Raw genomic sequence first — 12,592 nt, 5'->3', positions numbered from 1 at the left:
CGTGTGACAGCTGAACTACAGCTGAACAGCGGCCACATCCACGCCCCGCGAAACGCGGTCCGCGCCATAGTGCCGTGTTACAGGAATGGCCGTCACACAATTGATGACACCTATCCTGACTCCCCTGGCAAGCGGCCCCGGCAGGCGACTTGTCAAGCGGCCCCGGGTGCAAAAAATCGGCCTGCCGCGCTCTTGTAAATACACCGGCGACTGCTATGCTCAAGGCATATCAACTCGATGGAGGGAATGCTGAAGAGCGTTTTTGTTATATGTTTAACATGTTTGTGTTTGCTATCATCAGCGGCATGGTTGGCCTGATTGCCTACGAAATCTTCCAGGAAGTCGGCGGCAGTTCGGAAGCCCTGCGCGATCACTATCACGAATAGTGCATGGCCCATCACGGGGCCAGACGTCAAGACGACAAAAAGCGGCGAGGCCCACGGGCGCTCGCCGCTTCGCTTTGGAACCGGCCATGCAAGGCGCATGCTGCGCGATGTGTCTCGACGTAAGCTTAGCGCAGCGCAGCTTAGCGTAAAAAGCGCGCCAGCGAGGTCATCGCGCCCAGGTCCAGGTTCAGGAACTGGAAGCCGGCCTTGAATTCGCCGTGGCTGAGGATGCAGTGCGTGACCTTGACGCGGGTGTTGATGGGAACGATGTTGCCATCGACCAGCAGGTCGAATCGCAATTGCGCCGTTTGCCCTGCCGGCACCGGGTTCGGCAGGTTGATACTGACGCCCTGGGCGCTGATGTCGGTGGTACGGCCCAGCACCGGAGCGCTGCCTTCGACGGCGAGCATGGCGCGGGTCTTGAATACTTTACGGGGGGACTGCCTTTGTTCTGTCACGAATTCACCAACTTGCCTATGGAACGATACCCATTATAGGTAAAAAGCGGCGGACCCGTCAGTCAATACGGGCCGCCGCCGTGGGTCAATACGGGGCCGCGCGCGGGCGCGGCACGCGCGCAATCTTGGGAGGATGGAGCTCAGTCCAGCTCGCGCAGCTTGCTGAAGGCCTGGTCGATGCGCTCGACGGCAATGATGTTCATGCCCTCGATCTTTTGCTTCGGCACGTTGGCCTTCGGGATGATCGCCACCGAGAAGCCCAGCTTGGCCGCTTCCTTCAGGCGCTCCTGGCCGCGCGGCGCCGGGCGGATTTCGCCGGCCAGGCCGACTTCGCCGAAGACGACCAACCCGCGCGGTAGCGGCTTGTTGCGCATCGACGAGTTAATCGCCAGCAGCACGGCCAGGTCGGCCGCCGGCTCGGCGATCTTCACGCCGCCCACCGCGTTGATGAACACGTCCTGGTCGAAGGCGGCGATACCGGCATGGCGGTGCAGCACCGCCAGCAGCATCGCCAGGCGGTTCTGTTCCAGGCCCACCGACAGCCGGCGCGCATTCGGCAGGTGGCTGGCGTCGACCAGGGCCTGGATTTCCACCAGCAGCGGGCGCGTGCCCTCTTGCGTAACCATCACGCAGGAACCCGGCACCTGGCTGTCGTGCTGCGACAGGAACAGCGCCGACGGATTCGACACGCCCTTCAGGCCCTTTTCGGTCATGGCGAACACGCCCAGCTCGTTCACCGCGCCGAAACGGTTTTTAATCGCCCGCACCAGGCGGAAGCTCGACTGGGTATCGCCCTCGAAGTACAGCACGGTGTCGACGATGTGTTCCAGCACGCGCGGCCCGGCCAGCGCGCCCTCTTTCGTCACGTGGCCAACCAGGATGATGGTGACGCCGGTCTGCTTCGCCACGCGGGTCAGCTGGGCCGCGCATTCGCGCACCTGCGACACCGAGCCGGGGGCGGCGGTCAGCGCGTCCGAATACAGGGTCTGGATCGAGTCGATCACCGCCACTTCCGGCTTCAAATCGGCCAGGGTGCCGAGGATTTTCTCGAGCTGGATCTCGGCCTGCAGCTTGAGCTCCTTGGCGTCGACCGCCAGGCGCTTGGCGCGCAGGGCGATCTGGGCGCCGGATTCCTCGCCGCTTACATATAAAGTACTGCGCACCGCGGCCAGGTTCGCCAGCGCCTGCAGCAGCAGGGTCGACTTGCCGATGCCGGGGTCGCCGCCGATCAGCACCACGCCACCCGCCACCAGGCCGCCGCCGAGCACGCGGTCGAATTCCTCGATGCCGGTGCCGAAGCGCGGCACGTCGATGGCTTCGATGTCGGCCAGCGACAGCACCGGCGCCGTCTGCGCCAGCGCCTTGTGGTGACTGGTCTGCGACATGCGGTTCACGCCCGCGGTTTCCACCGCCGACTCGACCAGCGTGTTCCAGGCCTTGCAGTCCGGGCACTGGCCCATCCAGCGGCTGCTGACGCTGCCGCATTCGCTGCACACAAACTGGGTCTTTGCCTTAGCCATGGGTTCCCATCCGTCCTTCGCTCACGCGCACGCGCGGCGCGAGTGCGCACATCAATTCATAGCCGATGGTGCCGGAAGCTGCTGCCACCTCGTCGATCGGCAAGCCGTCGCCCCACAGGGTGACCTTGCTGCCGACGCGGGCGTTGGCGACCGGCGTCAGGTCCACCGTCATCATGTCCATCGACACCCGCCCCACCACGCTGGTGCGCATGCCGTCGACGATCACCGGGGTGCCGTGCGGCGCGTGGCGCGGGTAGCCGTCGGCATAGCCGCAGGCCACCACGCCCACCTGCATGGCGCCGGTCGCCTCGAAGCGGCTGCCGTAGCCGACGGTGTCGCCGGCTTCCAGCTGCTGGATCGCGATGATCTCGCTGCTCAATGTCATGGTCGGGCGCAGGCCGAAGTCGTGCGCCGTACGCCCACCGCCCGGGGTGCCGCCGTACAGCATGATGCCGGGACGGACCCAGTCGTTCTGCAGTTCCTGGGCCAGCACTTCCTGGTGCAGCACGCCGGCCGAATTCGACAGGCTGCGCTCGCCGCCCAGGCCCTCGACGCCGGTGCGGAAGCGCCGCACCTGCTCGGAAATCGTCAGGCGCGGGTGTTCCAGTTCGTCGGCGTTCGCGAAGTGGGTCATGTGGGTGATGTTGCGCACGCCCGGGATCGCGCGCAGGCGCTTGTAGGCGGCGGCGTATTCGTCGGGGCGGAAACCGAGACGGTTCATCCCGGTGTTCATCTTCAGGTGCACGTCGATCGGGCGGTACAGCTGGGTGTATTCCAGCATCTTGATCTGCTCGAGCGAGTGCACGGTGCTGTTGATGTCGTGCTCGGCCAGCAGCGGCACGTCGGAGGCATCGAAGATCCCTTCCAGCAGCAGGATCGGCTTGGTCCAGCCGAGTTCGCGCAGGCGCAGGGCATTCTCGGTTTCGATCAGGGCCAGGCCGTCGGCCTGGGCGAAGCCCTTCATGCCGCGTTCCAGGCCGTGGCCATAGGCGTTCGCCTTCACCACGGCCCAGGCCTTGGACTGCGGGGCGCAGGCACGGGCGCGGGCCAGGTTATGCTGCATCGAATCGAGGTGAATGGTGGCGCAGAGGGGGCGTGGCATGGCAACTATATGGGGAAAGAGACCGGAAAAAGAAGAGAAACGGTATTAGGTGAAAGGCTCTATTTTACCGGACAGCCCCCCTTTCTGCCGGGGTGAATTCTTTGGCGAGCCACCCTTTCATGGTATAAAGCAACCCAGACTTGTTTTCAGATACTTTCGATGAACCGTGGTTTCTACACCATCATGGCGGCGCAGTTCTTCTCGTCGCTGGCAGACAATGCGCTGCTGTTCGTAGCCATTGACATCCTGGTGACGATGAACGCCCCGGCATCGCTGACGCCGTTGCTGAAGCTGTCGTTCGTGCTGTTCTATGTGCTGCTGGCCGCCTTCGTCGGCGCCTTTGCCGATTCGCTGCTCAAGGGCCGCGTGATGTTCATCGCGAACCTGATCAAGATCTTCGGCTGCGGCCTGATGTTCCTGACCGTCCATCCCCTGCTCTCCTACGCCGTGGTCGGCTTCGGCGCGGCCGTGTATTCGCCGGCCAAGTACGGCATCCTGACCGAACTCCTGCCACCGGAAAAACTCGTCGCCGCCAACGGCTGGATCGAGGGCCTGACCGTGATGTCGATCATCTTCGGCACCGTGCTCGGCGGCGCCCTGGTCAGCGACGCCGGCTCACGCCTGCTGCTCGGCTTCGGCATTCCCGGCATCGACAGCACCAGCGAAGCGGCGATGGCCGTGGTGGTGTTCATCTATATATTGGCTGCGCTCTTCAACCTGCGCATCCCCGACACCGGCGCGCGCTACGAGCACCAGGAGCGCAATCCGATGAAGCTGATCGCCGACTTCGCCAACTGCTCGGCCACGCTGTGGAAAGACAAGCTGGGCCAGATTTCGCTGGCCGTGACCACCCTGTTCTGGGGCGCGGGCGCGACCTTGCAGTTCATCGTGCTGAAGTGGGCCGAGCGCTCGCTGCACATGCCGCTGGATAAAGCCACCAGCCTGATCGGCGTTGTTGCGATCGGCGTGGCGGTGGGCGCGGCGCTGGCCGCGAAGATGATCCCGCTGAAGAAATCGCTGACCGTGATCCCGATGGGGATCTTCATGGGCCTGATCGTGACCGTGATGGTGTTCGTGCACGACGTGATCATCGCCTACCCGCTGCTGGCCATGATCGGCTTCCTGTCGGGCTTCTTCGTGGTGCCGATGAACGCGCTGCTGCAGCACCGCGGCCACGTGTTGATGAGCGCGGGGCACTCGATCGCGGTGCAGAACTTCAACGAGAACCTGTCGATCCTGACCATGCTGGCGATGTACGCGATCATGATCACCCTGAACCTCAACCTGAACGTGATTATCGTGATCTTCGGGCTGTCGATTGCGGGCATCACTTACCTGATCCTGCGGCGGCATCAGCTGAACCAGAAGCAGCATGATTCGCTGGCGTTGATTGGCGAGCATAAGCACTGATCGGCCCGCGACGTCTCCCGTACGGTGGGCACTCTGTGCCCACGCGGTTACGTGTCTATCTCTCGGATACGTGCATCAAAACTTCGCCCGCTGACGTCAGCAGTACTGCGGACGGTAGCGAGCGATGACGGTGCGGCCAACAATACCTGCAAACGCACGTACCGCGTGGGCACGGAGTGCCCACCCTACGGTCGAGGCCATTCGTCATAACGACATCACCACGCATCACCCGCCATAAGACGGCAAATAATGCGCAGCTGCAAATAATATTTGCTAATATTGCAATATTACCAAACAATATTTCGACTCACATTCGCCGGATAACGCAGCGCCGCCCGCTCGCGCCAATCGTTCGGTACGATGAACCCGCGCTCGATCTCTTCCACGTAGCCCGGTGTTTCACGCACTACCGCCACCAGCACCGGCGATCCCGATTCCTCGAACTGCGCCTCCAGCTCCGCATGCAGCTGCGCACGATTCAATAGCCCGGCAGCCTGCGTGGCGCGGAACGGCGCCAGCCATTGCAGCTTGGGCAGGATCAGGAAGGCATCGGCTCCGGTCGCGTCGAGTTCGTTCAGCGCGCACCAGAAGCCGCGGCAGTGGCCGGCCGTGATGCCGCTCATCGCCGCCCAGCTGCCGGCCGGATAGAACAGCCAGCCCTTCACCAGCGCCCGCGCCACCGTGACCGGGCGTGGCAGCAGGGCCTGGGCCGCCGGATGCGCGCCCAGCTCCAGCTGGCGCTCGAAGATCTTGCGCATCTTGGCGCCCAGGCTGTCGGCCAGGTTCGGACCGACCAGGGCGTCGAATTCCTGCCCCTGCCCGCCCTGCAGCAGATAGAACTTGGTGGCGAACTCGATGTGTTCCAGCGCATCCCGCCCGGCATCGAGCAGGAAGTCGAACTCGCCGACGGTGTCGTTGCGGCTGGCGCGCACCTGCAGGCCGTGTTCGACCAGGCGGCCCTGGTGCTGGAAATAAAAGGCCATCAGCTTTTCCGCGTACAGCCCGAGGCGGGTGTAGACGCGCGGGCCGAGCGCGGCGTCGAGCGCGGAAGGATCGTGGTCGAGGCCGACTAGCCAGCGCGCCGCCTCCTCCGTTACCGGCCCGAGCGAGGCGATGCGGCCCTGCCAGTGCGGAGCGGCGCCGTCGAGCAGGTCGGGAGAGTCGAGCAGCCAGGCCAGCGCCCGCACCCGTGCGCGCCGCAGGTGGGACCAGCGGCGGTGGAAGCTCGACTGGTAACTATCGGCCCCGTCGCGCATGCGCAGCCCGCGCGCGGCACAAGTCGGTCCAGGCCAGGGCCTTGTCGGCCCCGCGGCGCAGCAGCTCGCCCGGATGCAGGGTCGCCACCAGGTCGGCCTCGCCCAGCGCGTGCACGGCGCCGCGCGAACCGGCCAGCGGCTCCTGCAGGGGTTTGCCGAGCAGGCCGTTGGCGGCGATCTGGCCGAGGGTCAGCACGGTCGATGCCCCGGTAAGCGCCAGCTCGCGCTCCAGGAAGGGACGGCAGGCCGCCGCTTCCTCGAAGGTGGGCGCGCGGTCGCCGCCATTGGCGCTGGCCGGACGGCACTTGACCAGGCTGGTCACGTAGACCGTGTCCGGGCGCGAGAGGTCGACCGCGGCCAGCATGTTGTCCAGCAGCTTGCCGGCCTCGCCCGACAGCGGCTGGCCGGCCTTTTCGTCGGCGCTCGAGGTGGCGCCGGCGGCCACGAACCAGCGTGCCTGGCGCGCGCCGGCGCCGTACACCGGCTTGCGGGCGCCGTCGCCGCCCTTGCAGGCGCCGCAGCGCTTGCAGGTGGCGATCGCGGTGCGCAATTCGTCCCAGTCCATACGCGCGATCTCCTCGACCGAGGGACCGGTGTCTTCCTCGATCGGCGCGGGCGGTGGCGGCGGCGCCCAGGCGGGGGGCGGTGGAGCCGAGGTCATCGGTACCTCGCCCCAGGCCGGATCGCGCGGCGGCGGCGGGATGAAGCCCGGGGCCGGTGCCGGAGCGGATGCGGGGGCCGCCGCTACGGGGGCCGGCGCAGGTGCAGGTGCAGGGGCCGGCGCAGGTGCAGGTGCAGGGGCCGGCGCCGGCGCAGGTGCAGGGGCCGGCGCCGGCGCAGGTGCAGGCGCCGGTGCAGCCACCGGGGCTTCGGCCGCCGCCGCGTTGCCTTCCGGCGCAGCATCCGCACCCTGCGCCGCTACCGGCTGCGCGTCTTCCTGCGGCTGGCGGCGCAGGCGCCACAGCGGCGCAATGCCCATCTCCTGCAGGAAGACCTCGTCGCGTTCGCTCATGTTCATAAGTCCAGCCTCATCACGATCGCATCCTCGCGCTTGCCCTCATGCGCCGGATAATACCCCTTGCGCCGGCCGATCTCCCTGAAACCGTAGCGCGTGTACACGTGCAGGGCCCGTTCGTTCGAGGGCCGCACTTCGAGCAGTACCGATTCGGCGCCGCAGGCGCAGGCGCGGGCGCCGAGGGTGTCGAGCAACCAGCGCCCGAGGCCCGTGCCATGGCGCTCGCCGGCCACCGCCACGTCGAGCAGGTGGGCCTCGTCGAGCGCGTACATCAGCAGGAAGTAGCCGGCCAGCTTGCCGCCGGCGTCGCGCGCGACCCAGGCGTCGTAGCCGCTGGCGATGCAGTCGACGAAGTTCCCGCGCGTCCAGGGATGCGGGAACACGCTGCATTCGAGCGCGTACACCTCGTCGACGTCGCCGGCCTCCATCGGGGCCAGGGCCAGGCTGGCGTGCTGCATGCCCGTCATGCGCCGGCCTTGGCAGCGTTGATCGCCTGGCGCTCGGCGCTGGTGTAGGCGACCTTGTTGCGCAGGTAGAGCGGCTGGGCTTCGGCGGCCGGCAGGGCCTGGCCCGTGGCCAGCGCCGGCGCGGCCAGCACGGCCAGGTCGCGCGCATGCGGCACGATATCGGCATGGGCGCCGATGGCAAAGTCCTTGCCCTCGAAGGCTTGCGGATAGGCCGCGAAACCGTTGCCGCAGGCGGCCAGGCCATCGGTCGCCAGCGGCTGCACCGCTTCCGGCGCGCACAAGGCCGGCTCGGCGACCGTGGTCCAGCGAGCGCCATCGTAACGGTACTGCGCCCAATAAACCTCGTTCATGCGCGCGTCGAGCACCGCCAGCACCTCGGCGGCGCCAGTACGGGCGCGGCAGGCTTCGGCCATGGCGGCCAGCGTCACCAGCGGAATCACCGGCAATTCGGCGCCAAAGGCGAGGCCCTGGGCCACGCCGCAGGCGGTGCGCACGCCGGTGAACGAACCGGGGCCGGCGCCAAAGGCGACCGCCTCGCAATCGGCCAGCTTGATGCCGGCCTCAACCAGGAGTTCCTGCACCATCGGCAGCACGGACTGGGAATGGGTGCGCACGCCGCCGGATTCGCGCGACAGGACTTGGGAACCGCGATGGGTGTCAATAAGCAGCGCGCACGAGGCGAGTTCCGACGAGGTTTCGATGGCAAGGATGATAGGCATGCGGTATTTTACCGCGCCGCGGGATGGCGACCAAGGACCGGCCACGGCTGCCGCCCGATACCGATGCTGCCGGATTCGTCCGCGCGATGTAGAATTCGCCCATGCATAGCCTGACACTCGACAACGACAACCGCGACGCCGTCGCCGACGCCATTGCCGGCGAGCGCTGGGTCGTCGCCTGCCTGTGCGCCGCCTGGTGCGGCACCTGCAGCGGCTACCGCGCCGCCTTCGAAGGCATCGCCGCGCGCCACCCGGACAAGGTCTTCGTCTGGATCGACATCGAGGACCAGGCCGACGTGGTGGGCGACCTCGACGTCGAGAACTTCCCTACCCTGCTGGTCCAGCGCGACGACACGGTCGCCTTCTTCGGCACCATGCTGCCCGATCCCGCCGTGGCCGAGCGCCTGGTCAAGGCCCAGGCCGAGCTGGCGCCCGCCGAACTGGCGCGCCTGGCCCAGTCCAGCGCCGAGCGGCGCACGTGGCAGCGCGACTGCAACTTGCGCACCCTGCTGCAGGACGCCAGCTGAGGCCTGCGTCGAACAAGCCGGAAAGATTCAGTCGCCCGGCCCTTCGCCCGGCATGGTGTCGGCCATCAGGCGCAATTCCTCCGGCGTGAGTTCCTCGGGCTTCTTGTCCTTCAGGCCGTCGACCGCGTCGGACGATGGATGGGAGGGCTGGATGGCCCCGGCTTCGGCCCGTGCCCCTTGCGCCGCGTCTTCGGGGTTGCGGTCTTCGGCAGGCTGGATGTCGGTAGGCTGATTATTGGTGCTCATGTGACGCTCCTTGCGGGATGTTCGATGACGCCAGTCTGGCACAGCCCGGCGTCACACGGCGTCACCTAGCCTTGCGGCAAAGCCTGTTTCGGCAGCGTGAAGAACTCGATCCGGTTCAGCCATTTCACGTGGCGCGGTCCCGGCTTCGTGTCGGACAGCGAACGCAGCGCGTACGGTCCTTCGGCGGGCGGCAGCGGCTTGCCGTTCATGCTGGTGATGACCAGCACGCTGTCGCCGGCGCGGCCGTTGTAGAGCTCACCCCAGGAAAACAGCACCGCGTAGTTGTCGGTCGCGCGCACGGCCACGCCGGAATGGCGCAGCGCGTAGCGGTCGAGCTTTTGCACGCCGGCCGCGTCGAGCAGGTCGCGCAGCAGCACGCCACGGTAGCGCACCTCGGCCTGCTCGGCCTTGGCGCCGGCGCCGATGCTGCGGGTCTCGACCAGTTCGGTCTGCGGCAGCGCGGCGATCTCGGCCTGGGTGAAGCGGCGCGCCGCCGATTCACCGATCTTCACCTCGACGCCACTGTCCTGCGCAAACGCGAGGCCGGCCGCCAGCAGCAGCGGAAGGAAGAACCCGACACGCCATCCAGGACCGCCGGCGCGCGCCATCTTACTTACCGCCTTTGTACGATGGGAAGAAGACCTGCTGGCCTTCGACCTTGAACGCGGCGATCAGGCCCTGGCCTTCCGGCGAGGTGATCCACTCGACCAGCTGCATCGCGCCCTTGTAGTTCGCCTGCGGGAAGTTCTTCGGATTCACGGCGATGATGCCGTAGGGGTTGAACATCTTGGTGTCGCCCTCGACCGCGATCTGCAGGCCGGTCTTGGCGCGGTAGGCGATGTAGGTGGCGCGGTCGGTGAGCGTATAGGCGCGCAGTTCGGCGGCCATGGTCAGCACTTCGCCCATGCCGAGGCCGGCCGACACGTAGTTGGCGCCCTGCGGCTGGCTGCCCACCTGCTTCCAGTAGGCACGCTCCATCTGGTCGGTGCCGGAATTGTCGCCGCGCGAGATGAACTTGGCGCGGCTGGCGGTGATCTTCTTCATCGCGTCGAGCACGTCCTTGCTGCCCTTGATCTTCGCCGGGTCGCTTTCCGGACCGACGATGATGAAGTCGTTGTACATCACGTCGCGCCGGTTCACGCCATGGCCCTCGGCCACGAACTTGTCTTCGCTGGAGCGCGCGTGCACCAGGGTCACGTCGACGTCGCCGTTCTTCGCCAGTTCCAGCGCCTTGCCGGTGCCGACCGAGATTACGTTGACCTTGGAATTGGTCTTGGCCTCGAACTTCGGCAGCAGGTATTGCAGCAGGCCCGAGTTCTCGGTGCTGGTGGTGGTCGACAGCTTGATGACTTGCTGCGCGAACGCCGGTACGGCCGCAGCCAGCAGGAAGCCGAGTACGGCAAGGTGTTTCTTCAGGTGGGTCATGCTTCTCTCTCTAGGTTGACGTGCTTAAGTGTGTTCAATGGAATCCGTATTTGCGCAGGATGTCCTGGCCCTGCCGGCCCAGTACGAAGCGCAGCAGGCGCTCGCCCTCGCCCGACCCTTTGCGCGCCGCGATGCCATAGCTGCTGCGCACGTTCAGGCTGTCGGGAATGCGCAGCGTCGCCAGGCGCGGCAAGGCCTGCGTCACCAGCACGGCATTCGTGCAGTACATGATGTAGGCGTCGGCGCGGTCCTGCTCGAAGGCCGTGATGTAGGGCAGCGTGCTATTCGGGTCGAGATTGGCGGCGCCCGACAGCTTCAGGGCCTTGGCATCGAGCACGGCGTACAGGCCGGGCTGCTGCGCGTCGGCCTTGCGGAAGAACTGCCAGGTGTAGTCGCCCATCGGGTCGCTGACCGGGGTCGATGTCGCCAGGCGCAGCGCCGGAGAGCGCAGGGTGTCGAGCAGGTTCTCGGCGCGCAGGCCGGCCTGCGGCGTCGAGACCACGCACAGGTCGTTATGGGTGAACACCGCCGATTCGCCCAGCAGGCCGCTTTTCGCCAGTGCTTCGGTGTGTTCGCTGGCCGCCGAGGCGAACACATCGGCCTGGCGTCCGCCCTCGATTTCCTTGCGCAGCTTGCCGGAAGGGCCGTACCGGGCGTCGAAGGTGGCGCCGCCCGAGGCGCGATAGGCGGCCAGGAGGTCGCCAAAGGCCTGGCGCAGGCTGCCGGCGGCGAGCAGCACGGGTGCGCTCGCGGACGCAGGCTGTGCCGGTTCGCTTTCCTGCGCCAGCGCCGCCGAGGGCAGCAGCGATGGCAACAGCGCGGCCAGCGCCAGCGCGCCGCCTGCACGCTTCATGCTCGCCTCGTGCGCTTGCTACTATCCCGCCCCATGGCATCCCTCGGTGTCCTATCGATGTGCTATGGTAAGCCGCCCTCAGAAACTTTCAATATGAACATGATTGCATATGTTGCACGTTAAGCTTGCCTACACCTTCGCCGATTCGGCCGCCCTGCGCTCCCAGCTCGACAATCCCTTGTTCGACATCCTGACGGCGATCCACGGTGCGGGTTCGGTCGGCCAGGCGGCAATCACGCTCGGCCTGTCCTACCGCCACGTGTGGGGCGAGCTGAAAAAGTGGGAATCCGCGCTGGCCTCGGAACTCATCGTCTGGGAACGCGGCAAGCGCGCGCGCCTGTCGCCGTTCGGCGAAAAGCTGCTGTTTGCCGAGCGCCGTGCGCGCATGCGCGTGCTGCCGCAGATCGAGAACCTGGTGGCCGAGATGGAACGCGAGTTCGCGCTCGCCTTCGACCCGGGCGCCCACGTGATCCCAATGTACGCCAGCCACGACCTGGCCCTGCCGCGCCTGAAGGAATTCATGGGCCGCAGCGCCAAGCTGCACCTGGACCTGCAGTTTCGCGGCAGCGTCGAATGCCTGGAAGCACTGGAACGCGGCGAATGCCAGCTGGCGGGCTTCCACGTCAGCGAAGACCGCGCGCCCGGCAGCATGACCCAGAAGGCCTTCAAGTCGCTGCTGAAACCGGGGCGCCACAAACTGATCAACTTCGTCGGCCGCCAGCAGGGATTGATGGTCGCGCGCGGCAACCCGAAAGCCATCCACGCCGTGCCGGACCTGGCGCGCCCGGACGTGCGCTTCGTGAACCGGCAAGTCAATTCCGGCACCCGGCTGCTGGTGGAACAGCTGCTGCGCCAGGCGGCGATTGCCACCACCAGCGTGCGCGGCTTCGATACCGCCGAGCCGACCCATCTGTCGGTGGCCGCGGCGGTGGCCTCGGGCCTGGCCGATGCCGGCTTCGGCATCCAGGCCGCCGCCGTCGAGTTCGGGCTGGATTTCATTCCAGTGATGCGCGAGCAGTATTATTTTGTCTGCCTGAAGGAAGCCGTCGACGCCGCGCCGATCGCGGCATTGCGCGAACTGCTGGCGCGCAGCGAGTGGCAAAGCCTGACGGCGGACCTGCCCGGCTACGACACCACCGGCGCCGGCCAGGTCGTGTCGCTGAGCCGCGCCCTGCCCTGGTATTCCTTCCGCAAACCCAAGTGACGAG

At 66.6% G+C, this 12,592-nt stretch carries 15 protein-coding genes; 4 read left to right on the top strand and 11 right to left on the bottom strand.

Going from position 1 to position 12,592, the window contains the following annotated elements:
- Nucleotides 1-215: 215 nt before the first annotated feature.
- Nucleotides 216-386: a hypothetical protein gene (locus LK540_RS00775; protein ID WP_229435057.1), complete on the top strand. Its 171-nt coding sequence runs from the start codon at nucleotides 216-218 to the stop codon at nucleotides 384-386.
- A 140-nt stretch (nucleotides 387-526) separates the two neighbouring features.
- Here LK540_RS00775 and LK540_RS00770 read toward each other — a convergent pair whose 3' ends face one another.
- From LK540_RS00770 to alr, 3 genes are all read right to left on the bottom strand, one after another.
- Complete coding sequence (locus LK540_RS00770; RefSeq protein ID WP_374041305.1) at nucleotides 527-844, bottom strand: PilZ domain-containing protein; 318 nt, start codon at nucleotides 842-844, stop codon at nucleotides 527-529.
- 140 nt (nucleotides 845-984) lie between these two features.
- On the bottom strand, nucleotides 985-2,364 hold the full coding sequence (radA, locus tag LK540_RS00765) for a DNA repair protein RadA (RefSeq protein WP_229435053.1): 1,380 nt from the start codon (nucleotides 2,362-2,364) through the stop codon (nucleotides 985-987).
- Nucleotides 2,357-3,466, bottom strand: a complete 1,110-nt coding sequence (gene alr, locus LK540_RS00760) for an alanine racemase (RefSeq protein WP_229435051.1) — start codon at nucleotides 3,464-3,466, stop codon at nucleotides 2,357-2,359. The genes radA and alr overlap by 8 nt, the downstream gene beginning before the upstream one ends.
- Nucleotides 3,467-3,625: 159 nt before the next feature.
- Here alr and lplT point away from each other — a divergent pair, with 159 nt between their 5' ends.
- On the top strand, nucleotides 3,626-4,876 hold the full coding sequence (gene lplT, locus LK540_RS00755; RefSeq protein ID WP_229435049.1) for a lysophospholipid transporter LplT: 1,251 nt from the start codon (nucleotides 3,626-3,628) through the stop codon (nucleotides 4,874-4,876).
- Between the two features lie 287 nt (nucleotides 4,877-5,163).
- Here lplT and LK540_RS00750 read toward each other — a convergent pair whose 3' ends face one another.
- The 4 genes from LK540_RS00750 to tsaB are packed head-to-tail and all read right to left on the bottom strand — an operon-like array spanning nucleotide 5,164 to nucleotide 8,333.
- On the bottom strand, nucleotides 5,164-6,132 hold the full coding sequence (locus LK540_RS00750; RefSeq protein WP_229435047.1) for a DUF1853 family protein: 969 nt from the start codon (nucleotides 6,130-6,132) through the stop codon (nucleotides 5,164-5,166).
- Nucleotides 6,113-7,144, bottom strand: a complete 1,032-nt coding sequence (locus tag LK540_RS00745; protein WP_229435045.1) for a uracil-DNA glycosylase — start codon at nucleotides 7,142-7,144, stop codon at nucleotides 6,113-6,115. The genes LK540_RS00750 and LK540_RS00745 overlap by 20 nt, the downstream gene beginning before the upstream one ends.
- 2 nt (nucleotides 7,145-7,146) lie before the next feature.
- Nucleotides 7,147-7,614 (bottom strand): ribosomal protein S18-alanine N-acetyltransferase, encoded by a 468-nt coding sequence (gene rimI, locus LK540_RS00740; RefSeq protein ID WP_229435043.1) that lies wholly within the window; start codon nucleotides 7,612-7,614, stop codon nucleotides 7,147-7,149.
- On the bottom strand, nucleotides 7,611-8,333 hold the full coding sequence (gene tsaB / locus LK540_RS00735; protein WP_229435041.1) for a tRNA (adenosine(37)-N6)-threonylcarbamoyltransferase complex dimerization subunit type 1 TsaB: 723 nt from the start codon (nucleotides 8,331-8,333) through the stop codon (nucleotides 7,611-7,613). Before tsaB ends, rimI begins: the two co-directional genes overlap by 4 nt.
- Nucleotides 8,334-8,434: 101 nt before the next feature.
- On the opposite strand from tsaB, the gene LK540_RS00730 reads away from it, so the two are divergent.
- Nucleotides 8,435-8,860: a thioredoxin family protein gene (locus tag LK540_RS00730; RefSeq protein WP_229435039.1), complete on the top strand. Its 426-nt coding sequence runs from the start codon at nucleotides 8,435-8,437 to the stop codon at nucleotides 8,858-8,860.
- Between the two features lie 27 nt (nucleotides 8,861-8,887).
- Here LK540_RS00730 and LK540_RS00725 read toward each other — a convergent pair whose 3' ends face one another.
- From LK540_RS00725 to LK540_RS00710, 4 genes are all read right to left on the bottom strand, one after another.
- A complete protein-coding gene (locus tag LK540_RS00725; protein ID WP_229435037.1) occupies nucleotides 8,888-9,106 on the bottom strand; it encodes a hypothetical protein in 219 nt (72 codons plus the stop codon).
- 65 nt (nucleotides 9,107-9,171) lie between these two features.
- Nucleotides 9,172-9,714, bottom strand: a complete 543-nt coding sequence (locus LK540_RS00720) for a molybdopterin-dependent oxidoreductase (protein WP_229435035.1) — start codon at nucleotides 9,712-9,714, stop codon at nucleotides 9,172-9,174.
- Between the two features lies 1 nt (nucleotide 9,715).
- Entirely contained in the window at nucleotides 9,716-10,531 is an 816-nt protein-coding gene (locus tag LK540_RS00715) for a substrate-binding domain-containing protein (protein ID WP_229435033.1), read from the bottom strand.
- Between the two features lie 34 nt (nucleotides 10,532-10,565).
- Nucleotides 10,566-11,384, bottom strand: a complete 819-nt coding sequence (locus tag LK540_RS00710) for a substrate-binding domain-containing protein (RefSeq protein WP_229435031.1) — start codon at nucleotides 11,382-11,384, stop codon at nucleotides 10,566-10,568.
- Between the two features lie 109 nt (nucleotides 11,385-11,493).
- Between LK540_RS00710 and LK540_RS00705 the strand changes: the two genes are divergently transcribed.
- Nucleotides 11,494-12,588, top strand: a complete 1,095-nt coding sequence (locus tag LK540_RS00705; protein ID WP_229435029.1) for a substrate-binding domain-containing protein — start codon at nucleotides 11,494-11,496, stop codon at nucleotides 12,586-12,588.
- Nucleotides 12,589-12,592 lie beyond the last annotated feature (4 nt).

This window comes from Massilia sp. IC2-278, from assembly GCF_020708045.1.
Lineage (GTDB): Bacteria > Pseudomonadota > Gammaproteobacteria > Burkholderiales > Burkholderiaceae_D > Telluria.
This window is presented reverse-complemented; position numbering and strand designations above follow the sequence as displayed.

What these genes read in the sequence shown, in the direction of transcription:
- LK540_RS00710 (WP_229435031.1), bottom strand. Translation starts at nt 11,384, where the DNA reads ATGAAGCGTGCAGGCGGCGCGCTGGCGCTGGCCGCGCTGTTGCCATCG.
- LK540_RS00750 (WP_229435047.1), bottom strand. Translation starts at nt 6,132, where the DNA reads ATGCGCGACGGGGCCGATAGTTACCAGTCGAGCTTCCACCGCCGCTGG.
- LK540_RS00705 (WP_229435029.1), top strand. Translation starts at nt 11,494, where the DNA reads ATGTTGCACGTTAAGCTTGCCTACACCTTCGCCGATTCGGCCGCCCTG.
- LK540_RS00720 (WP_229435035.1), bottom strand. Translation starts at nt 9,714, where the DNA reads ATGGCGCGCGCCGGCGGTCCTGGATGGCGTGTCGGGTTCTTCCTTCCG.
- LK540_RS00730 (WP_229435039.1), top strand. Translation starts at nt 8,435, where the DNA reads ATGCATAGCCTGACACTCGACAACGACAACCGCGACGCCGTCGCCGAC.
- alr (WP_229435051.1), bottom strand. Translation starts at nt 3,466, where the DNA reads ATGCCACGCCCCCTCTGCGCCACCATTCACCTCGATTCGATGCAGCAT.
- radA (WP_229435053.1), bottom strand. Translation starts at nt 2,364, where the DNA reads ATGGCTAAGGCAAAGACCCAGTTTGTGTGCAGCGAATGCGGCAGCGTC.
- rimI (WP_229435043.1), bottom strand. Translation starts at nt 7,614, where the DNA reads ATGACGGGCATGCAGCACGCCAGCCTGGCCCTGGCCCCGATGGAGGCC.
- LK540_RS00725 (WP_229435037.1), bottom strand. Translation starts at nt 9,106, where the DNA reads ATGAGCACCAATAATCAGCCTACCGACATCCAGCCTGCCGAAGACCGC.
- LK540_RS00775 (WP_229435057.1), top strand. Translation starts at nt 216, where the DNA reads ATGCTCAAGGCATATCAACTCGATGGAGGGAATGCTGAAGAGCGTTTT.
- tsaB (WP_229435041.1), bottom strand. Translation starts at nt 8,333, where the DNA reads ATGCCTATCATCCTTGCCATCGAAACCTCGTCGGAACTCGCCTCGTGC.
- LK540_RS00745 (WP_229435045.1), bottom strand. Translation starts at nt 7,144, where the DNA reads ATGAGCGAACGCGACGAGGTCTTCCTGCAGGAGATGGGCATTGCGCCG.
- lplT (WP_229435049.1), top strand. Translation starts at nt 3,626, where the DNA reads ATGAACCGTGGTTTCTACACCATCATGGCGGCGCAGTTCTTCTCGTCG.
- LK540_RS00715 (WP_229435033.1), bottom strand. Translation starts at nt 10,531, where the DNA reads ATGACCCACCTGAAGAAACACCTTGCCGTACTCGGCTTCCTGCTGGCT.